Source organism: Proteus sp. PR00224 (assembly GCF_016238105.1).
GTDB lineage: Bacteria > Pseudomonadota > Gammaproteobacteria > Enterobacterales > Enterobacteriaceae > Proteus.
Genome location: NZ_JAEHQU010000003.1, coordinates 148,331 through 168,948, shown reverse-complemented (window position 1 = coordinate 168,948; position 20,618 = coordinate 148,331). Strand labels below are relative to the sequence as shown.

Genomic DNA, 20,618 nt, shown 5'->3' with positions numbered 1-20,618 from the left:
TGTAGTAAATAATTATAAATAATAACTTAGCTCTCTTGCCTATAATCAAACGTTAAAGGCGCAGTAAATGAAATATTACCATTTACTAAACGATAGCTTTCAGGCGCTGGAAATGGCGAAGCACGTTTAATCGTATTTAACGCTTCTCTATCAAGAATACGATTACCTGATGATGTTTCTACTTTCGCGTCTAATAACTCACCTTTTGCATTTAACACAATAGAAACTTGTGTCACGCCCGTTGCTTTAAAGCGCAATGCTGTGCGTGGGTAGCGTTTATAGGCATTAATATGGCTATGAACTAAGCTTTCCCAGCCCATTTGCCCACTCACAGAAGAAGTAGATAAACTATTAAATTGAGCACTACTACTTGTATTAGAACCAGAAATAGGTGCGCTTGTTACATCTGATGGTGCTTCTGAGACAGGAAGATCATCAGGTACTTTCACCGCAACAGGTTTTGGTTTCACCACTGGTTTTACTTTTGGCTTTTCTGGAATACGCTCATAAGTACCTTGTTCTACTACAGGCATTTTAGGTAAATCTAACACTTCTTTGATAGGTTCTGGCTCTACCTCTGCGGGTTCAGGAACAGACATCACTTTTTCAGGCCCAACAGGAACTTCTTTTGTTTCTGCCTGTGCTAATTGATAGATACCAAGATCCATTGTCATCGCTGGTGGTAAAACACCATGGCGTTCATCTTTAGATGTTATCCAGCCAATAGCGACAACAGCTAACGTTGCATGAAATAAAATACTGGCGGTTAATCCACCAATAGAAAATGATCCACGGCGTGAAAAAGTCGCCGACATACTACTCATAATTCTTGCCTCTGATTTTCTTTCTTGTGAATTATAGGCATAATACAAACACAAATGATATTGCTTATTATTAATAATACAATAAAAAATTAGCTTGATAATTATCATAACTTGTTCGCATGAGAAGCAGTAAGAGCTTATTATTTCACTCTTTTTTAGACACCAGAGATTATGGCTAGCGATAAATCATTGGCACAAAAAATTAGTTGTGCCTATCAATCAACCTATGGACAACTTGTGCGTTTTTTCCACAAACGTACGGGTAATTACCATGATGCAGATGATTTGTCTCAAGATGTGTTTACACTATGGCTAAACAGAAAAGAACAAACACCTGTGCAAGAACAGCGTGCTTTTCTGTTTAAAATAGCGAACCACGTTTTGATTGACCATTGGAGAAAAAATCAAAAGCAAAAAGATATCTATCAGGATGATTGTGAATTAGATGACGCCGCTCAAAGTTATACCACGGAGCTTGATCCGGGGTATGTCGTTGAGCATCAACAGCGTTTAGATCTACTTAGCGAAGCAATTGAAACATTACCTCCACGCCGTCGAGAAGCATTTGTTCTTTATCGTTTTGATGGACTATCACAAAGCGAAATTGCAGAGCAAATGGAAATCTCAATCAGTATGGTGGAAAAACATATTGCCGCTGCCCTATTACATTGCAAAAGATATGTCGATGCAGGACAGGAGAAATGCTCGAATGATGAGTAAGCCGGAAAAAAATATACCGGAAATAAAACCTCACACAGATGAGGAGCTAGACTCCCTTTTTTTGGAGACTAATGATGAATTACTCAATGGATCGACTGATGAGCAAGCAGCCCTTTGGTTCACCCGACAATATAGCCAAAGGATGACACCTCAGCAACGTCAAGCGTTTAAAGTGTGGATAGAAAATGATGTAAATCGGCAAGCGTATCAAGATATTGCTGGGATCTGGCGTCAATGCGATGCATTACCACGACCAACAATCGCCACCGTTGAAAAGAAAAAACGCTCTTTTTGGCGCCCAATGATCCACACCACGGCTACTCTTTGTTTACTCACCGTTTTATATCTTCCTTATAGTCATTTACCTGCATTACTGATGGATAATATGACGCTTGCAACCAGCGATTTACCGAAAGAAATGACCTTAGCTGATGGCTCTAAAGTCTATTTAGACAGAAATACACAGGTAAGAGTGGCTTATGTGCAAGAAGAAAGGCGTTTATGGTTGGATAAAGGACAAGCCTATTTCAAGGTAAAATCAAATCCGTATCGCCCTTTCTATGTGCATGCTGATACCCGATTAATTAAAGTAGTTGGCACTGAATTTGAAGTTAGTCGCTATGATAACAATCAAATTAACGTTGCTGTCCATGAAGGGATCGTTGAAGTAAAAGCAACACCGAAATCTTCGCCAGCCTATTTGTACGCAGGCTCTCAGGCTACAAGCAAATTAGCCAGCGATAGCTTTGTTATCTCTTCGGTCAATATTGATTCCGTGGGAAGTTGGCGTTTTGGTCAACTGCATTTCTTTGAGCGCCCATTGAATGAAGTGATAACCAAGCTCAAACCTTATCTTGATATCAATATTCAAATTTCCTCCCCCGAAATCGCCAAAATGAAAGTCTCAGGGATCGCTAACATAAATGATGCCAAAGACTTTATTACCGCAATTCCACTGATATTGCCGGTTAATGTTGTTTTTACTGATAAAAATAATGCTTTAATTATCAATAAGTAAAAAGAAATATGAAAAATATTCTTTTTTACAGGTGAGGATAATTCTCATTTCACCCTCTTCCCTAGTAACAACAATTATTAAGTTAGTGAATGGGATTGGTGAAATGAGAATGAATAACAAAAAAAGGACCCTTAAGAGGTCTTTACTAGCATTGCTAATAAGTACCACTATTGCCGCACCTTGCGCTTATGCATCTACAGTTTCAGTGGCTTTACCAGAGCAGTCTTTAGCTGATTCATTAAGTGCCATTGCAAAACAAGGACAAGTACAAATTTTATTTGATGCAAATTCGGTTAAAAACCTACGTGCTCCAGCACTTTCAGGTCAATTTGAAACCCAAACTGCATTACAAAAAGTCTTAATCGGGAGTGGATTAGAAATTATTCCACAAGGCAGTGGGTTTGTTATTCGCCCCCTTGCAACTGCCAACGCGATCGTTATTCCTGAAGTTAAAGTAACCGGTGTCGGTAGTACATATCATCCAGCTACTGATGTGGTTTCAGCCCCACAATACATCACCTCAGAAGAGATAAAACAGCGTAATACAGGTGATGGAAACGTTACTGACTTACTAAAAAGTAACCCTGCTGTTCAATTTTCCAATAACGACAGCACCTCAATGAATCAGGGTGAAATTAAACCTTCGCGTATCTCTATTCACGGCTCTAGTAGTTATCAAAACTCTTACAAACTTGACGGTGTCAGTTTTAACAACGATTTTGACCCTGCTAATTCAGGTTTAGGTGAAACCAACACACGCATTAGTAGTGATGAACAAGGGATGTACCTTGATAGTCGCTTAATTGATAGCGTCGCAGTTTACGATAACAATATTCCTGTCGAATTCGGCGGATTTACGGGGGGAACGGTTGAAGTACAAAGTCGTCGTTGGTCTGGTGAAACACACGCCAACGCCTATTATCGTACAACACGTTCAAGCTGGAACAATATTTTCACCGATCCAAAACTAAATTTTGATACCGCAAATAACGATTTTAGTAATCCCGCTCGATTCCAGAAAAAATACGATAAACAAAACTTTGGTGGTTGGTTTGAAACAGGCTTAACAGACAACACCGGACTTATTTTCTCTGCATCTCGTCGTGAATCAACGATCCCGATGATGATAAGTGCAGAAGGCGGAATTATTCTGACTCCAGATGGTCAGTTAGAACAAGTTGAGCAAACGCCTCATTATAAAGATCAAACTCGAACATCAGATAACTATTTTATTAAATATTCATGGGATATCTCAGAGAAACAATCTCTTGATTTATCGAGCAATATTGCACGTTATAATAGTTATTTATTCTCAGGTTCTGTCTATAACTCAGGCTATGACAACGAACATAATGGTTTAAGTTTTACCGCACTTTATAAACACCAACTTGATCTTGGTTCATTGGAATTAACGGCGGGTTATCAAAACCTTGAAGATAAGCGTACTAATGATCAAGACTACTTTATCACCATTAAAGATTATACCGATTGGCAAAACCCACAGCAGGTTAGCAGTGGTGGTCAAGGTGATCTGAAAAGTAGACAAGAAACCTATAACGCAAAAAGTATTATGCGATTTAACCCTGTTGAATGGGGTGCCGTGAGTCACCAGCCAACGACAGGATTTGAGATTAGCCGAACTAAAGGCTCTTATATCCGCGACAAAACCTATTACAACTACACCTATACAGGTTCCACATGGGATAATCAGTGGATGGGTTCATTGCAGCAAACAACGCGTTTCTTAGCGGGCACATATGATGCTTCGTATACTAACTACGCTATTTATCTCGACGATAATATCCAATATAAACGCCTCACATTACGTCCTGGTATCCGTTTAGATCGTGATGATTTTGTTCAAAAAAATAATATTTCTCCACGTTTAAGCGGAACTTATGATCTTTGGGGAACAGGTGATACCTTAATTATTGGTGGTGTAAACCGTTATTACGGTCGTTCCATGCTGACTTACGCACTGTATGGCGCACAAAATGCAGGCTTACAGCACTGCTATTTCTCTTGTGATAACAACAATCCAAATGATTGGGAAAACCGTACCGACTTTGAAGGTGTTGATTCTCTCAAAACACCGTATAACGATGAAATTACGTTAGGTTTACAACAAGAAATTGTGTCTACAACTTGGCGTCTGCAATACGTTCATCGTGAAGGTCGTGACGAAGTCCGTAGTGATACAAAATACCCGAATGACAAAGACAAAATAAGAATTCGTCACTTCAATAATAATGGTCGCAGCACTCACGATACCTTAACGCTTTCAGTGAAAAACAGTCAGCCTTGGGAATTAGCCCAAGCAGATCATGTTTTTAATGCTTCTATTAGTTGGCAGAAAAGCAAAACCAATACCCCTAAAGATTCTGGTTACGCCAATTTCGATCCTAGTTCACAAGGAATGAACTATGACAAAGTTTGGTATGACGGAAAAATCATCAATGCCAAAGACTTACCTTCTGGCAATTTTAACTCACCATTAAAAGTCACGGCTGAACTCACCAGTGTTTGGGATGATTGGGATATTACTTGGTATAACCGACTTCAATGGAATGGTGCTCGTTCACAAGCAGAAAAAGTCAATAATGGCGCGCCAAAACCAAGTGAATATGGTCCATTATTTGAATACAAAAAACGTAATTACAGTAGTCGTTTTACTTGGGATACCAAACTGGGTTGGAAACCTGAATTTGCTTATGGTGTCGGTATTTCTGTTGAAGTGAATAATGTCCTTAACACCAAAAATGTGGCTGACTACTTCACTTACCAAGATAAAGATTACAAATCTTATGAACCAGGTCGTCAATTCTGGTTACAAGTCAGCTACGACTATTAATAAATTGACGAAGTTAATGTGAGCAACCTAGTCGATAAACAATAAAAATATGACCAATAAGCAATGAAAACAATAAAACAATTTTTCTATTTAGTTTCACCTTTTTGGGGGCGGCGTGCCGCCCTTTACTGCTGGTTTCTGTTGATTGTCTCATTAACCTTAACCCTGTCATCGGTTTGGTTTAACGTCAAAATGAATGAATGGAATGGCAGTTTCTATAACGCATTACAACAACTTGACGGACAAGCGTTATACAAGCTCCTTCAACAATTTGTCATTATTATTGCGGGATTAATTACTGTGGTAGTAATGGGCGATTTTTTACGCCAAAAAATGGTCATTCGCTGGCGAGAAGGCATGACTGAACAAGTGCTTGATCGCTGGTTATCAAAAAACAGTAAACACTATATGTTAAGACTCACTTCTCAAGAGCCTGATAACCCAGATCAGCGTATTGCAGAAGATATTCGTTTACTGATCGAATCAACAATGCGTTTAACCGTGACATTTTTGCACTCGTTACTCACGCTTATCTCTTTTGCCACCATTCTTTGGTCACTGTCTGGCGCTATCTCTTTCACATTAGGTGGTAGCGAGTGGACAATTCCTGGCTATATGTTCTGGGCTTGTATTGTGTATACCATTATTGGGATCACTATTACGCAGTTTATTGGTTCGCCACTGCGTAAAATTAATATGGATAAACAGCGCAAAGAAGCTGATTACCGTGCTGCTCTCATCACCCGTAAACAACATGGCGATGCAATTGCAGGCCAACGTGGTGAAATCAGTGATCGTAATGAATTAATGGGCCGTTTTTTAGGGGTTATTCATAACTGGAATAACCTTATCCGCTACGAAAGAAATCTTGCATTCTTCACTGTGGGCTACCAACAAGCTACTGCAATGGCGCCAATTATTTTTTCCTTACCTAAATTCCTTGCTGGCGAATTAATGCTAGGGGGATTAATGCAGTTGAGACAAGCATTCTCTAGCGTTGCGGGTGCATTAAGCTGGTTTATTTTCTCCTATAAAGAGATTGCTGCATGGCAAGCAACGGTGACGCGTCTTTACAATTTCGTGGTGCTTTTAGAGCACGATCATGAGCCAGAAGTCACTGATTTAAATGATAAACAGATTAAGTTGAAAGCCAATCTTTCTCTATTTATGCAAGATAACAGCCTGTTAATCCAAGATATTAACTTCTCTGTAAAAGCGGGTGAATTAACCGTTATCGAAGGTTGTTCTGGTTTAGGTAAATCAACACTGCTTAGAGCATTAAGTGGACATTGGCCTTATTTCAAAGGGGAAATTCAACGCTCACCAAATGTGTGTTGGATCCCACAACGTATGTATCTGCCTTTTGCGCGTTTAGATAGTTTGCTCGCTTATCCTTATCAGCCTAATCAATTCTCCGCCAAAGAGTACGAAGAAGCGCTTCATTTGGTGGGCTTAGATAAAATAAAAAATCAACTTTCACTGGAAACTGATTGGACAACACGCCTATCAGGTGGTGAGCAACAACGCCTTATTTTTGCCCGTTTATTACTCAATAAACCAGAGCTTATTTTACTAGATGAAACCACATCAGCACTTGATGAACAAAATGCATTAAGCATGTTGAAGTTGCTAAAACAACATCTGCCAACTGCGGGTATTGCCTTAGTCAGCCACCAGCGCTTTACACATGTGATTGCAGATAATGTGCTTTCATTAAAAGCCTCTACCGTATCCTCCTCTCAACCTGCTGGAGCTACCGAATATGTATCGTAATTTACTGATTGTTTCAGTCAGTCTTTCACTTTTAGGGTGTGCTGCAAGCACCCCTAATCAAAATGACAAAAATACGCTATCTCTGCGCCCTGATGTTCGCCATTTTACATTAGATAATGGTTTAGACGTCTACTTACTGCAACGCCAACAAACTGGCGTTGAAATGCGTCTATTAGTGAAAAGCGGTTCTGTGCAAGAAGATGAAAAGCAACTTGGTTTTTCACACTTTACCGAACATATGGCGTTTAAAGGCACCACACACTTTCCGGGTACAACGGGCTTTAAACAACTTGAAAGCCTAGGCATGAAATTAGGTAGCCACGTTAATGCAGCAACTAGTTTAAATGCAACTACCTATAAATTGTCATTGCCGAATGCAAATCCCATCCAAATTAAAACAGGGCTAAAAATCTTATCAGATTGGGCATTTGAAATGACATTTGACCCTATTGAGTTTGATAAAGAGCGCCCTGTTATTGTTGAAGAATGGCGTTTACGTCAGGGGATTGGTTTTCGAATTAACCGCCAGTTAGAAGAATTGCGTTATTACGGTAGCCGTTATCTGGATCGTGATCCTATTGGTGATTTAGACATCGTTAAATATGGCGATGTAAAAGATGCGAAACGTTATTATGATGCTTGGTATCAACCAGAAAGAATGGCTTTAGTGCTGGTGGGTAACTTTAATCAAGGCGATGCAATCGCAGATATTAAACAACTGTTTAACGCTAAAAATAGCGAGAACAAAGGGATTGACGACCCATCTTGGCACAACTTTATCGATCATAAAGATTTACTCGTTAAGACTATTTTCGATAAAGAACAAGGCTCACGTATTTTGCAATTTACCTTGCAACGTACTTTGCCTGCACCTTTAAATAGCCGCCAAGGTCAATATGAAGACCTAATGGATTCATTATGGCTATCGATTTTAAATCAACGCTTCTCAACTATCGTCGATAATGGCTTGATTGCGTCCATTAGCGCTAATGCGCAAGGCGCAATGTTAGACTCTCGCCGCTCACAGCAATTGATGATTGCGCACCCTAAAGGTAATGATTACCAAGGCGCATTAGATATCTTATTTACCGAAGTTCAACGCCTAGCCTCTGTTCCGGTAACTCAAGAAGAATTAGATAATGCTCGAAATGCGTTGTTAAAGCGTCTAAGTCAACAAGCAGCGGGCGAAGAACGTTACGAGCACGATTATTTAGCCAATCAAATTACCACCGCGATCGAATTGGAGATGCCAATTCAAACAAAAAAACAGGCATTAAATTTAAGCTATCAACTCATCAATAAAGTGACACCTGAAACACTTGAACACTATTTTGCTCAATACCTAAAACAAGCATCACCACGAGTGGCGGTTATTGGCCCTGATAGTGATGCCAATGTATTTAGTGCAACTAAAGCAGCACAACGCTGGCAAGAAATTAGACAATCAAATCCAGGTGCATTTACGTTAAAAACACAAGCCGTTGTGTTAGATATCAAACCTGAACAAACAGGCTCCATTGTTTCAACGCAATCACTGCCGATTGAAAAAACACAAGAGTGGACACTGAGCAATAACGTAAAAGTGATTGTGAAAAATGACAGTTATCTTAAAGATAATATTCAAGTTTCACTGCGTATTCCGGGTGGTTCATCCCTTGAAACCAATCAAAGCTTAGGCATGGTGCAATGGGCATTAAAATTACCTGAAGTCAGTGGATATGGTCATTATAACGCTCGCGAATTAACGTTATTTACCAAACAACACCAAATTAGTTTACGCCCTTACAGTGAACTATTATTCCACGGTTTCCGTGGTGAAGCGCCCATTGATGAATTGGAAACTTTACTCACGTTAATGCACTTAAAAATCACGTCACCGCAATTTAATGGCGAGAAATTAGAGCAACAAAAACAAGCGATGGCATTAGGCATTTCAAAAACGCCTGTTGAACGCACGTTCTTAGATAATATCAATAAAGAAAGTTATCAAAATGGCGATCGTTTAGTGGTTTCTCCTCAAGGTGCTTGGAAGCAGTTTACTGCCCAACAATTACAGCAAACCAACCAAATGATTTTAGGGCAACCTGCTGATATGACGTTAGTTATCAGTGGTCCCGTGAACCTTAATCAAGTTAAACCGTTAATTGAGCGCTGGATTGCGAGTCTGCCAACACGTTCAGAGCAACGCTTATTTTGGGCAGATCCCGCTATTAATCCTAAACTCACCTCGTTTAGCAAAACATATCCTATTGCAAGTAGTGATAAGAGCATGATTAGCATTCAATATGCAGCGCCTGCTCAATGGTCACAGCAACAAGTATTAGCGCTAAATTTACTCGATACGGTGATCAGCCAACGCTTAAGACTTAATCTACGTGAACGTGCTGGAGGAATTTACTCTCTTGGTTTCTCTGAAATGTTAACGAAAGTCCCTACAAGCTACTATACTGGCCGTTTAAACTTTACAGCATCACCTGAGCGTGCAGATGAATTAATCACTCTCGCGCGTAAAGTGGTCAACGAAGTTAAGCAGTCAGGCATTACAGATAAAGAGTTACAAGAGGCTAAAAATATCTGGCTAACTGAAAATTCACAAGTAAATGACAGTGCAAGCTATTGGACAGATGCCCTTGCACAAGTTGCAACTGATGACCAGCAGTATCAGCGTTTACTTACTGACCCTGCCATTATAAAAACATTAAGTGTTAACGATATAAACCAAGTAGCTCGTCAGTGGCTAGGCGAAAATGAAAAAGTATTTAAATTAACGCCACCAAATCAAAAATAAAAACGACTTTAGTTTATAAACGATAATTAACTACGTTGTCGAAAACAAAACGCCCAGTTCAAGATAAAACTGGGCGTTCATTCATCAATTTTAATCAAGTTATAAAGATAACATTCAAATTTATTGATTATTAAATTTATTAATCCTTTTTAACAGCGAAACGACCGCTACCTAAAAACATGACAGCAATTGCCGCAAATAAATAGAAGCCCGCGCTTTCTGGTGCCCATCCCCCTGTTTTAGGGTTTAGTGCAAATAAATCACCTGAGTGCACCATCAGTACAGCAACAAACATTGTACCCGCTAAAACCAGCGCTGAAGCACGAGTAAATAAACCAATAATCAATAGAATAGGCGCAACAACTTCTCCAATCACTGTGCCATAAGCAATAAATGCAGGTAGATTAGCATTAGCCAACATTCCCTGAATACCTGCTAATCCACCCGGTTCCATTTTATGAAGTCCATGTAATAACATTAAAACGCCAAGAGAAACACGTAATACCAATTTACCCAAGTCAGAACAGTCAACAAGTTGATTAAATTTATTAATCATAACGTCTCCAAATTCAAAATAGTGAAGTGTATTTTTAATACGTATTAATAGGTACACTACATTATATGATGAAATATTATGAATGAGTGTGATTTTTATTATCACTATTTGTTCTCATTAACTAATCACTTAGATTATTATTGATTTATAGCCCGCCATTCACCTTTTCCATGATTAAGATCACAACTTATTAACATAATAAACTCTTAATCACTCACTTCTCGTTATGCTAATAGATATCTCATCTGACCAGTATAAAAAGGGTATCTGATGGCACATTATTCTCATCTATTTTCGCCTCTTGATTTAGGGTTTACCGTACTTAAAAACCGTATTCTTATGGGCTCTATGCATACTGGACTTGAAGAAAATCCGAATGATGCCCCAAAACTTGCACAGTTTTATGCCCAAAGAGCCGCGGCAGGTGTTGCACTAATAGTGACTGGAGGGATCTCTCCCAATAAACAAGGCGTGTTATTGCCACACGCTGCAACATTGATGTCTGAAAGCCAACTGGCAACTCATCAACTTGTTACTGATGCGGTTCATCAACAAGACGGTAAAATTGCATTACAGATATTGCATACAGGCCGTTATAGCTACCAACCTAATTTAGTTGCACCTTCAGCTATTCAATCGCCAATCACCCCGTTTATGCCAAAAGCCATGAGTCATGAACAAATCGAACAAACCATCAATGATTACATTCATTGTGCTCAATTGGCTCAAAAGGCAGGTTATGATGGTGTTGAGATAATGGGATCGGAAGGCTATTTAATTAATCAGTTTTTAGTCAGACAGACTAATCAGCGAGACGATCAGTGGGGAGGGAATATCGAAAATCGTTGTCGCTTTGCTTTACGTATTCTTGAAGGCATTAAGAAAGCCGTGGGCGAGGCGTTTATTATTATTTACCGCCTTTCTATGTTGGATTTAATCAAAGATGGCGCAGAGGCATCAGAGGTACTTTATCTTGCCAAAGCCATTGAAAAAGCGGGCGCTACAATGATTAATACAGGGATCGGTTGGCATGAAGCGCGAATTCCGACCATTGCCACGATGGTACCAAGAGGCCAATTTGCGAATGTCACACGCGAATTAATGGGAAAGGTGAATATCCCACTGATTACATCAAACCGAATTAACACACCACAAACCGCAGAAGCTATTTTAGCTGAAGGCTGTGCTGATATGGTTTCAATGGCTCGCCCTTTCCTTGCTGATCCTGAGTTTGTGCTTAAAGCACAACAGGGGCGCGAAGATGAAATCAATACTTGCATTGCTTGCAATCAGGCATGCCTTGATGAAATATTTTCAGGTCAAACCGCCTCTTGTTTAGTTAATCCCTTTGCTTGTCAAGAAACCGAACTTCTGGTTATTCCAACTCAACAACCTAAAAAACTGGCTGTTGTTGGTGCGGGACCCGCGGGATTATCTTTTGCGGTAACCGCCGCGAAACGAGGCCATCATGTCACACTGTTTGAAAAAGAAGATGTGATTGGTGGTCAACTTAATATCGCCAGTCAAATTCCGGGGAAAGAAGAATTTCAAGAGACATTACGTTACTTCAAACGACAATTACAACTCACGGGAGTCATTGTTAAAAATAATACCGAAGCCACTCCTGAACATCTTGAAAACTTTGATGAGGTGATTTTAGCAAGTGGCGTTAAACCTCATATTCCTGAGATTGAAGGACTTGATGATCCCATTGTGAAATCTTATCTCGACGTTCTTAAATACCACCAGCCAGTAGGTAAAAATGTCGTGATCATGGGGAGTGGCGGAATTGGCTTTGATACCAGCCTTTATCTCACGCAAAAAGGGCAATGTAGTAGCCTAAGTCCTTGCGCCTTTAATAAAGAGTGGGGTATTGATCCGACACTTTCTTATCGTGGTGGCATAAAACCCGCAAATCATTCAAAAGACGATACTAAACACATTGTTATGACACAGCGTAAAGCAGGGAAAATAGGCTTAAGCTTAGGTAAAACAACGGGATGGATACATCGTTTAACGCTAGAGAAAAAAGGCGTTAAATTTTTAACCCATTGCAACTATCAAAGGATCACACCAGAAGGTCTCATTATTGAACAGGATGGAAAGCAACAGCTTATCCCTGCTGATAATATTATATTGTGTACAGGGCAACGTGCTTATCACCCATTACTTACGCCTTTAGAAAAAGAAAACAAAACAGTTCATCTTATTGGTGGAGCAAAAGATGCCAGTGCATTAGATGCAAAACGCGCTATTAGGCAAGGCACAGAACTCGCCCTTGAAATTTAATCAATTAAAGTTAGCAAGACAAAAAGAAACCCCACAAAATGTGGGGTTATATTTTTTTATTAATTATTATTTTTACTACTCTTCCTGTCTTACTACTTACCCTTTTTACCCATTATTTTTTTCAGTTAATGGATTTTCTGAAATACGATTATCTTCAGCGATACAAACTGTTGCAGTAAACAGAACGTCAGTTGATGAGTTCAGTGCGGTTTCAGCTGAATCTTGTAACACTCCGATCATCACGCCCACAGCAACCACTTGCATAGCGATATCATTGCTAATACCAAACATGCTACAAGCCAGTGGAATTAACAGTAAAGAACCACCTGCAACACCTGATGCACCACACGCACAAATCGCAGCAACAAGACTTAACAATAACGCAGTTGGAATATCGACTGGCATACCCAGTGTATTAACCGCAGCTAATGTCAAAATAGTGATAGTGATTGCAGCACCACCCATATTAATGGTTGCACCTAATGGAATTGAAACAGAATAAGTATCTTCGTTTAAATTCATACGACGACACATTGCCATATTCACTGGAATATTTGCAGCTGAGCTACGTGTAAAGAAGGCAGTTACACCACTTTCACGCAAACATGCCCACACTAATGGATATGGATTACTGCGGATTTTCCAAAATACGATCAGTGGATTCACGACTAAAGCAACGAACAACATACAGCCAATCAATACAGCAAGAACTTGTAAGTAACCTGCTAAGACTTCAAAGCCAGTTGTTGCAATCGTTGATGACACTAAGCCGAAAATACCGATAGGCGCTAAACGAATAACAACACGCACTAAGTTAGTTACTGCGTCAGCTAAATCTTGCGTTAAGGCTTTAGTAGTATCACTTGCGTGGCGTAATGCTAAACCAAGCCCGATAGACCACGCTAAAATGCCCATATAGTTACCATTGATAAGCGCATCAACAGGGTTTGCAACCACATTAATTAATACGCCTTTAAGAACTTCAGCAATATTTTCAGGTGGTGACAATTGTGATTCGTTAACAACTAGCGTTAAAACTGATGGGAACATAAAGCTGGCAACAACTGCGGTTAACGCAGCAAAGAACGTTGCTAACAGATATAAAATTAATACAGGACGAATATTAGATTTTTGCCCTTGACGGTGGTTTGCAATTGAAGCCATAACCAGCACCCAAACTAAGATAGGGGCAACAGCTTTTAATGCACTAATAAACAGAGTACCTAACAGGCTCATCATTTTGGCAGCTTCTGGCGCTAACCAAGCAAGTAAGATCCCTGCGACTAATCCCACGAGAATTTGTTTAACGAGACTTCCCTGAAAGAACAGGCTGAAGACTCTGGATTGTTGTTTATCCATAGCTATTCCATTACTTAAAATAATATTTAAAAAAGGCATTTTTGAGTGTTTGCAATGCCAGTATAAGGAATTGAATCGCGCTGAAAAGCTGATTATGCAAAATATACAGCATTAACCATTTTTGTTAACAATAAAATAACATAACTGTGATCATAATAGGATTTTGTTCTTTTTAATAGACCAACATGAAATGAAAGAAATTATTATTATCAGTAAGTTATACCTAGTCACCTTACTTATTTTTTATTTTGTTTCTCTTCTTTTAGATTTTCTTAATCAATTAATAGTCTTTTTTATTAACATTATCACTAACAATTATTCTCTCTAGCCCTTCTTGATTTGAATAAATAATAAACAAGATAATGCTTTATTTTTGCACAATTAATATTAAAAACTTATCTTTTATGAACGCTATAAAATAGAAAACACCTCTTGGTATTATCCCTCTTCTTAAGTTTTTCTTTTTAAAAAGTGCCTATTCTGAACTCAAAAAGAGATTAGATGTCTATTTTTCGAGATCCAATATCCATGTATAAATAGTGTCGTCATCCAGTTAAAAAATTTTCTGTCTAGTTTTTCATGATTTTGTTAGAGTGTTGCTGTTTTAAACAATGAAAAATAGACCCTATGAAGTAGAAAACGGGTAAATAGATTACAACACCTATTGATTCTATATTTACCCCCAAATGACTCAGTTTTAGGAAGCCTTTTATATGGAAATCGTAAGAGAGCTATTCTTGGCGCTATGGCACCAAGATTACGAAACCTTAGCTAATCCTTCATTAATATGGATTATCTACATTTTATTATTCACCATACTATTCCTAGAAAACGGAGTATTGCCCGCAGCTTTCTTACCAGGAGATAGCTTATTAATTTTAGTGGGCGTGTTAATTGCTAAAGATACAATGGATTTTCCATTAACCTTACTTATTTTGACTGCAGGCGCGAGCCTAGGCTGTTGGTTGGGCTATCTTCAAGGGCGATGGCTTGGAAATACTAAATTAGTACGCAGTTGGCTATCGCATCTGCCAGAACATTACCACCAACGTGCTCATGGGCTTTTTCATCGTCATGGCTTAGCCGCACTGTTAATTGGACGTTTTTTAGCCTTCGTGAGAACACTGTTGCCAACAATTGCAGGTCTTGCTGGATTAAACAACACGCGCTTTCAAATCTTCAATTGGTTAAGTGGGCTTTTATGGGTTGGTATACTGACCACGTTAGGTTACTTATTAGGTAATAGCCCGCTCTTTCGCCAATATGAACACCATTTAATGAATATCCTTATGCTATTACCAGTTTGCCTATTAGTTATGGGATTAATTGGTAGTATCTGGGTTGTGATTAAAAAGAAAGTGAGCTAAAGCGCTGCTTTTTCTAATAATATCAAGATATTCTGAATACGAAATAGAGTCATAAAACTCATACTTAAAGCCTGTTTCAGATAACTGAACAGGCTTTTATTTTATGGGTGACCTCTTCTTTTTTTATCTCAAGCAATACAGTAAATATTCCCGTTTAATTAAGACTTTTCTCTTTTTTACCTCGTTACATCAATATTTAATTTTATTAAGAGATAAAATTGGTCTATGGTTATAAGTATTAACCTGTCACTATTAAAGGAGTTAATTATGTCTCATCAACGTTCAAATGAAGATCTGCGTAGTGAATTGAAATCTCTTGCTGATACTCTAGAAGAAGTGCTGAACTCCTCTGCTGATAAATCCAAAGAAGAAATCCAAAGCTTACGCGCAAAAGCAGAATCGGCAATCAAAGGTTCTCGTGCAAAATTGAGCGATGCAGGTCGTGAAATTGTCGATAATACCAAAGAAATTGCAGGCAAAGCAGACAACTATGTTCGTGAAAATCCGTGGACAGGTGTCGGCATTGGTGCTGCAGTTGGTGTTGTTCTTGGTGTTCTTCTAGCTAAACGCTAATCACCCATGAGTGATACGCAAAGACCACAGGGCCCCGCATCTGGGGTTCTGAATTCTCTCAGTAAGATTGGCGCTATCATGATAGGCATGGTTGAAACACGCCTAAACTTGATTGCCGTTGAGCTAGAAGAAGAAAAAACCACGCTTATCCAGCTTATTTTAATGGCTGGTGTTACTTTGTTGCTCACCGCTTTTGGCTTAATGAGCCTACTTATTCTGATTTTTTGGGTTATTCCACCTGAATATCGAGTCCATGCTTTAGCCATCACAACCGCTACTTTACTTTTTTGTGCACTGATTGGTGCCATCATGACATTAAGAAAAGCGCGAAATTCCACCTTGTTAGGCGATACTCGCCAGCAATTGGAATTAGATAAACGTCTTTTGGAGCAATATCATGATGAACAAACAAAATAAGCAGGCGATCCTCGCAAGACGTAAAAAGCTGTTGTTGAATAAAATTCAGCAACAGCGCTCTGATTTAGGGCAAAGCACGCAAACTTGGCTTGATGTGACTGAGCCTTATGATAAAGCATGGAGAATTATCATTTCGTTAAAACCCGCGCTTTTAGTGGGTGCCAGTTTTATTTCTCTTTACAGCATTAAACATCCTAAAAAAATCATACGATTAGGACAACGTGCTATCGGTGCAATTGGTTTAATTCGTACAATCCAAAAGTCCTTCAAAAAAACCTCAGATTGAACATCAATTTTTTTGTCTAAGAATGTTAATTCTTCTTAATATCCTCTTTACTCAACTCACATTATTATATATCTCACAACGTAGCCGTGGTTATTAAATCTAAAAACAGAAAAATAGCCGACGAAAATACAATACAAATCGATATACATTGCAAATAATAGAGTTTAATTAGGAATAAACATCATGAAAAAATTTGAAGATATTGCGTTATTAATTGCCCGCATTTTAATGCCAATTTTATTTATCAGCGCAGGCTACGGAAAAATTGGTGGTTACGAAGGTACACAGCAATATATGCAAGCAATGGGTGTTCCAGGTTTCTTATTACCACTGACTATTTTATTAGAATTAGGCGGTGGATTAGCAATCTTATTTGGTTTCTTAACTCGCACAACAGCAATCTTTACCGCGGTATTTACTCTTCTAACCGCACTACTGTTCCACAGTAATTTTGCTGAAGGCATGAACCAATTAATGTTTATGAAAAATATGACAATCGCAGGTGGATATTTATTACTGGTTATCACTGGTCCAGGTAAATGGAGCTTAGATCGTATTTTCAATAAAAATTGGTAATAACGAATTTAGAAACAAAAAAGATCCTCTAGGGGATCTTTTTTTGTTTTAAGCATAAAATCTAAAGATTATCTGAGCTTCAAAACTATTTTTTATTGTTCGCAAAGAGTTTAGGTATTTCACGTAAACACCACGATTTTGCTTCGCCCATGCTGTCTCTTCGCCATGCCATAATAATATTATTTTCATGGTGATATTCAGGGCCAACAACACGTAAACGCCCTTCTTTGATATCATCTTCAATTAAATCAATTGGCATCGTCGCCACACCTAAACCCGCAATTAAAGCACGGCGTTTATCTTCAATAGAACTGACCGTTAAACGGCGCTGTTTATCCAATAGCAGCACAGTTAAAACTGGGCGCTCTCTTGCGGTATCTGCAATGGCAATACCACGATATTTTAAGCGAGTTTCTTCGGCTAATGGCTCAGGTTCGTTATGGATGGGATGATCTGGGCTGGCGACATAAACGCTAGTGGTATTGTATAAAGGACGAAAGTTGATTTCTGATGAAGTGCGAAAATGCATATCAGGTGAAATCACAATATCACATTTACCGCTTTCTAAGCTTTCCCAAGCACCTGCTAAGACTTCTGTCACTAAAGAGAGTTGGGTATTGGATTTTTCAGCTAATTTATCAACCAAAGGAAAGAGTCGAGATGCAGGAGTAAGTGCTTCACAAACGATAGTGATATGAGGCTCCCAACCTCTTGCTAAGGCTTCTGCGTCTGACGTTAATTTGTCAGCAGCCTCAAGTAATATGCGTCCTCTATCAAGCAGCATTCTGCCAACATTAGTAAATTTAGTTCTATGGCCAGAACGGTCAAAAAGGACAACGTCTAAATCTTCTTCTAATTTTTGCATGGTATAACTGAGTGCCGATGGAACTCGATTTAGTTCATCAGCTGCTGCTGCAAAACTCCCTCTACGATCAATGGCATCCATCACTCGTAAAGATTCCAACGTAATTGCTTTGTCTTTACTCATTATACTTATCTCTATCAAATAATTTGATTATTGGCACCAGATTAACTTGCTAACAATAGACAGTCCATACCTCTATGATAAATATATTGATAATCTACTCGAAAAATACCGCTATGATAAAATACAGAACAGCACAACAATGTGGTAAAGCGGATTATGGTTGGCTACAAGCTCGCTACACATTTTCCTTTGGCCACTACTTTGACCCTCATTTTTTAGACTATGGCACGCTAAGAGTTCTCAACCAAGAAGTGCTTGCCCCAAATTCTGAATTTAAAGCAAAGACTTATCCTCATGTTGATGTGGTTAACTTGATCCTTCAAGGAGAAGCGACATACCTTGATAATATGGGACGTACAGTGACGGCAAAAGAAAATGAGTGCTTACTTATTTCACCGCATAATACTGATACGTATATAGAGAAAAACAGTAGCCCTGATACACCGTTAACCCGTATTCAGTTGTGGTTAAATGCGTGCCCACAACAAGAAAGTTTAGCTTCACAAAAATTGGCTTTAGATGAAAACTTAAAATATCAATTGTTAGCTTCACCTACCGGTGATGATGGCTCATTAATATTAAGGCAAACAATTTGGCTTTATCATATTCATTTGCAAGCAGGCGATGAAATTACGCTACCAATAAAAGGACAGAAAGGCTTTTTACAATCCATAAAAGGTGGCACCTATTTGCAAACATCAACACAAGAAAATGGGCAAATTCAGTGTGGTGATGGAGCTTTTATCCAAGAGAGCCACAGTATCACGTTAAAAAGCTCGGCTGAGTTTCGTGGCTTGTTTATTGATATCATTTCGTGATAGTTGATTTGGATTGGCTTAAAAACAGAAAACCCTCGAAACACAATGTGAATCGAGGGTTTTTTATGAGGTGAGTTGACCGTTAAGCCGGGTTCTGTCGTGGACAACCATTCATCTAGGCCAGAACTTGCGCGCTGGCTCCAGCAACCTACCCGGGTTCAATGCGGGCCGCACCATAAGAACCCCTATTTGGTCTTGCTCCGGGTGGAGTTTACCATGCCACAAACTGTTACCAGTTGCGCGGTGCGCTCTTACCGCACCCTTTCACCCTTACCTGATCCTGTAAACAGGCCATCGGCGGTTTACTCTCTGCTGCACTTGTCGTAGGCTCGCGCCTCCCAGACGTTATCTGGCACCCTGCCCTGTGGAGCCCGGACTTTCCTCCCCTCTATCCGTCTCCCCCGAAGGGACAACGATAAAGCAGCGGTTGTCTAGTCAACTCTGGGTGCGGATTATAGGGATTTTGGTAGAAAATGTATAGCAAAAGAAGCTAAAAAATCACTTTACTCGTCTTGAGCTTCACCATTTTGCTCAATGACATGTTTATAGAGTGCATTTTTCTTCACGCCATAAATCTCAGCAGTGACTGCTGCTGCTTTTTTCAGTGGTAACTCTTTTTGTAAAATCGCAAGTGTCCGTAATACTTCTGGGGAAAAATCGTCATCAACGGGTTTTTCATAACCTTCAACAATTAATACCATTTCACCTTTACGACGGTTTTCATCTTCAAGTACCCACTTAAGTAATTCACCAACAGGCATGCCTTGAATAGTTTCCCACGTTTTTGTGAGCTCTCTCGCTAATACTACGTAGCGATCTTCACCCCAAACTGTCACCATATCAGCTAAACTATCTAACAGTCGATGTGTTGATTCATAAAAAATCAATGTACGAGGCTCTTCTGATAATGCGCGTAAACAATCTTGACGACTTTTTGTTTTTGCTGGCAAAAATCCTTCATAACAAAAACGATCAGAAGGAAGCCCTGCCGCAGAAAGTGCCGTAATAGCAGCACAAGCGCCGGGTAATGGCACGACATTGATGCCATTCTTACGACATTGATTGACTAAATGATAGCCAGGATCGTTAATTAATGGTGTACCTGCATCAGAGACTAATGCGATACTTAGCCCCTGTTGTAATTTGCTAATTAATTGATCCGCTTTTTGCTGTTCATTATGATCATGTAACGCATACAAACGTGCGTTAATGGCAAAGTGCTGTAATAGAAGCCCTGTATGACGGGTATCTTCTGCAGCAATTAAATCGACATGAGACAGCACATCAAGTGCCCGCTGGGTGATATCGCCCAGATTACCAATAGGTGTGGGTACTATGTACAGTGTGGATGTCGTTACCGCTGCTCGATTAGGTTGATTCATTGTTTATTCCGAATGACCGATTTAAAATTGAGC

At 39.3% G+C, this 20,618-nt stretch carries 17 protein-coding genes and 1 other RNA gene; 12 read left to right on the top strand and 6 right to left on the bottom strand.

Going from position 1 to position 20,618, the window contains the following annotated elements:
• Nucleotides 1-26 precede the first annotated feature (26 nt).
• The gene (locus JEP71_RS06815) at nt 27-824 is read right to left on the bottom strand and encodes an energy transducer TonB (RefSeq protein ID WP_198625959.1); all 798 of its coding nucleotides are present in this window, start codon (nt 822-824) and stop codon (nt 27-29) included.
• Nucleotides 825-995: 171 nt separating this feature from the next.
• Here JEP71_RS06815 and JEP71_RS06810 point away from each other — a divergent pair, with 171 nt between their 5' ends.
• The 5 genes from JEP71_RS06810 (at nt 996) to JEP71_RS06790 (ending at nt 9,974) form a co-directional block, all read left to right on the top strand.
• Nucleotides 996-1,544: an RNA polymerase sigma factor gene (locus JEP71_RS06810; protein WP_109371879.1), complete on the top strand. Its 549-nt coding sequence runs from the start codon at nt 996-998 to the stop codon at nt 1,542-1,544.
• The gene (locus tag JEP71_RS06805) at nt 1,534-2,562 is read left to right on the top strand and encodes a FecR family protein (RefSeq protein WP_232797545.1); all 1,029 of its coding nucleotides are present in this window, start codon (nt 1,534-1,536) and stop codon (nt 2,560-2,562) included. Before JEP71_RS06810 ends, JEP71_RS06805 begins: the two co-directional genes overlap by 11 nt.
• 103 nt (nt 2,563-2,665) lie before the next feature.
• A complete protein-coding gene (locus tag JEP71_RS06800; protein WP_198619297.1) occupies nt 2,666-5,413 on the top strand; it encodes a TonB-dependent receptor in 2,748 nt (915 codons plus the stop codon).
• Between the two features lie 63 nt (nt 5,414-5,476).
• Nucleotides 5,477-7,186, top strand: coding sequence for an ABC transporter ATP-binding protein/permease (locus JEP71_RS06795; protein WP_198625958.1), 1,710 nt, complete (start codon nt 5,477-5,479; stop codon nt 7,184-7,186).
• A complete protein-coding gene (locus tag JEP71_RS06790) occupies nt 7,176-9,974 on the top strand; it encodes a M16 family metallopeptidase (RefSeq protein ID WP_198625957.1) in 2,799 nt (932 codons plus the stop codon). Before JEP71_RS06795 ends, JEP71_RS06790 begins: the two co-directional genes overlap by 11 nt.
• Nucleotides 9,975-10,113: 139 nt before the next feature.
• On the opposite strand, the gene JEP71_RS06785 is transcribed toward JEP71_RS06790, so the two are convergent.
• Nucleotides 10,114-10,530, bottom strand: a complete 417-nt coding sequence (locus JEP71_RS06785) for a DoxX family protein (protein ID WP_198619294.1) — start codon at nt 10,528-10,530, stop codon at nt 10,114-10,116.
• 270 nt (nt 10,531-10,800) lie between these two features.
• On the opposite strand from JEP71_RS06785, the gene JEP71_RS06780 reads away from it, so the two are divergent.
• Nucleotides 10,801-12,819 (top strand): oxidoreductase, encoded by a 2,019-nt coding sequence (locus JEP71_RS06780; RefSeq protein WP_198619293.1) that lies wholly within the window; start codon nt 10,801-10,803, stop codon nt 12,817-12,819.
• 105 nt (nt 12,820-12,924) lie between these two features.
• On the opposite strand, the gene sstT is transcribed toward JEP71_RS06780, so the two are convergent.
• Entirely contained in the window at nt 12,925-14,178 is a 1,254-nt protein-coding gene (sstT, locus tag JEP71_RS06775) for a serine/threonine transporter SstT (protein ID WP_109371891.1), read from the bottom strand.
• Between the two features lie 713 nt (nt 14,179-14,891).
• Here sstT and JEP71_RS06770 point away from each other — a divergent pair.
• From JEP71_RS06770 to JEP71_RS06750, 5 genes are all read left to right on the top strand, one after another.
• The gene (locus JEP71_RS06770) at nt 14,892-15,545 is read left to right on the top strand and encodes a DedA family protein (protein ID WP_198625956.1); all 654 of its coding nucleotides are present in this window, start codon (nt 14,892-14,894) and stop codon (nt 15,543-15,545) included.
• A 267-nt stretch (nt 15,546-15,812) separates the two neighbouring features.
• Nucleotides 15,813-16,118 (top strand): DUF883 family protein, encoded by a 306-nt coding sequence (locus JEP71_RS06765; protein WP_098941181.1) that lies wholly within the window; start codon nt 15,813-15,815, stop codon nt 16,116-16,118.
• 6 nt (nt 16,119-16,124) lie between these two features.
• A complete protein-coding gene (locus tag JEP71_RS06760; protein WP_160229968.1) occupies nt 16,125-16,535 on the top strand; it encodes a phage holin family protein in 411 nt (136 codons plus the stop codon).
• Nucleotides 16,516-16,821: a YqjK-like family protein gene (locus tag JEP71_RS06755; protein ID WP_232797544.1), complete on the top strand. Its 306-nt coding sequence runs from the start codon at nt 16,516-16,518 to the stop codon at nt 16,819-16,821. Before JEP71_RS06760 ends, JEP71_RS06755 begins: the two co-directional genes overlap by 20 nt.
• A gap of 183 nt (nt 16,822-17,004) precedes the next feature.
• Entirely contained in the window at nt 17,005-17,397 is a 393-nt protein-coding gene (locus JEP71_RS06750; RefSeq protein ID WP_023580968.1) for a DoxX family protein, read from the top strand.
• 85 nt (nt 17,398-17,482) lie between these two features.
• On the opposite strand, the gene JEP71_RS06745 is transcribed toward JEP71_RS06750, so the two are convergent.
• Nucleotides 17,483-18,385, bottom strand: coding sequence for a LysR family transcriptional regulator (locus JEP71_RS06745; RefSeq protein WP_023582840.1), 903 nt, complete (start codon nt 18,383-18,385; stop codon nt 17,483-17,485).
• 113 nt (nt 18,386-18,498) lie between these two features.
• Between JEP71_RS06745 and JEP71_RS06740 the strand changes: the two genes are divergently transcribed.
• Entirely contained in the window at nt 18,499-19,203 is a 705-nt protein-coding gene (locus JEP71_RS06740) for a pirin family protein (protein WP_198619292.1), read from the top strand.
• Between the two features lie 67 nt (nt 19,204-19,270).
• Here JEP71_RS06740 and rnpB read toward each other — a convergent pair.
• Both rnpB and rsmI read right to left on the bottom strand, forming a co-directional pair.
• An RNA gene (gene rnpB, locus JEP71_RS06735) (RNase P RNA component class A) lies at nt 19,271-19,646 on the bottom strand.
• Between the two features lie 60 nt (nt 19,647-19,706).
• Nucleotides 19,707-20,585: a 16S rRNA (cytidine(1402)-2'-O)-methyltransferase gene (rsmI, locus tag JEP71_RS06730; protein WP_023582842.1), complete on the bottom strand. Its 879-nt coding sequence runs from the start codon at nt 20,583-20,585 to the stop codon at nt 19,707-19,709.
• Nucleotides 20,586-20,618 lie beyond the last annotated feature (33 nt).

Excerpts from the sequence above, each read along its gene's own strand:
- JEP71_RS06795 (WP_198625958.1), top strand. The coding sequence starts at position 5,477 with ATGAAAACAATAAAACAATTTTTCTATTTAGTTTCACCTTTTTGGGGG.
- JEP71_RS06800 (WP_198619297.1), top strand. The coding sequence starts at position 2,666 with ATGAGAATGAATAACAAAAAAAGGACCCTTAAGAGGTCTTTACTAGCA.
- JEP71_RS06780 (WP_198619293.1), top strand. The coding sequence starts at position 10,801 with ATGGCACATTATTCTCATCTATTTTCGCCTCTTGATTTAGGGTTTACC.
- JEP71_RS06760 (WP_160229968.1), top strand. The coding sequence starts at position 16,125 with ATGAGTGATACGCAAAGACCACAGGGCCCCGCATCTGGGGTTCTGAAT.
- JEP71_RS06740 (WP_198619292.1), top strand. The coding sequence starts at position 18,499 with ATGATAAAATACAGAACAGCACAACAATGTGGTAAAGCGGATTATGGT.
- JEP71_RS06750 (WP_023580968.1), top strand. The coding sequence starts at position 17,005 with ATGAAAAAATTTGAAGATATTGCGTTATTAATTGCCCGCATTTTAATG.
- JEP71_RS06815 (WP_198625959.1), bottom strand. The coding sequence starts at position 824 with ATGAGTAGTATGTCGGCGACTTTTTCACGCCGTGGATCATTTTCTATT.
- sstT (WP_109371891.1), bottom strand. The coding sequence starts at position 14,178 with ATGGATAAACAACAATCCAGAGTCTTCAGCCTGTTCTTTCAGGGAAGT.
- JEP71_RS06765 (WP_098941181.1), top strand. The coding sequence starts at position 15,813 with ATGTCTCATCAACGTTCAAATGAAGATCTGCGTAGTGAATTGAAATCT.
- JEP71_RS06790 (WP_198625957.1), top strand. The coding sequence starts at position 7,176 with ATGTATCGTAATTTACTGATTGTTTCAGTCAGTCTTTCACTTTTAGGG.
- JEP71_RS06805 (WP_232797545.1), top strand. The coding sequence starts at position 1,534 with ATGATGAGTAAGCCGGAAAAAAATATACCGGAAATAAAACCTCACACA.
- JEP71_RS06770 (WP_198625956.1), top strand. The coding sequence starts at position 14,892 with ATGGAAATCGTAAGAGAGCTATTCTTGGCGCTATGGCACCAAGATTAC.
- JEP71_RS06810 (WP_109371879.1), top strand. The coding sequence starts at position 996 with ATGGCTAGCGATAAATCATTGGCACAAAAAATTAGTTGTGCCTATCAA.
- JEP71_RS06745 (WP_023582840.1), bottom strand. The coding sequence starts at position 18,385 with ATGAGTAAAGACAAAGCAATTACGTTGGAATCTTTACGAGTGATGGAT.
- JEP71_RS06785 (WP_198619294.1), bottom strand. The coding sequence starts at position 10,530 with ATGATTAATAAATTTAATCAACTTGTTGACTGTTCTGACTTGGGTAAA.
- JEP71_RS06755 (WP_232797544.1), top strand. The coding sequence starts at position 16,516 with ATGATGAACAAACAAAATAAGCAGGCGATCCTCGCAAGACGTAAAAAG.
- rsmI (WP_023582842.1), bottom strand. The coding sequence starts at position 20,585 with ATGAATCAACCTAATCGAGCAGCGGTAACGACATCCACACTGTACATA.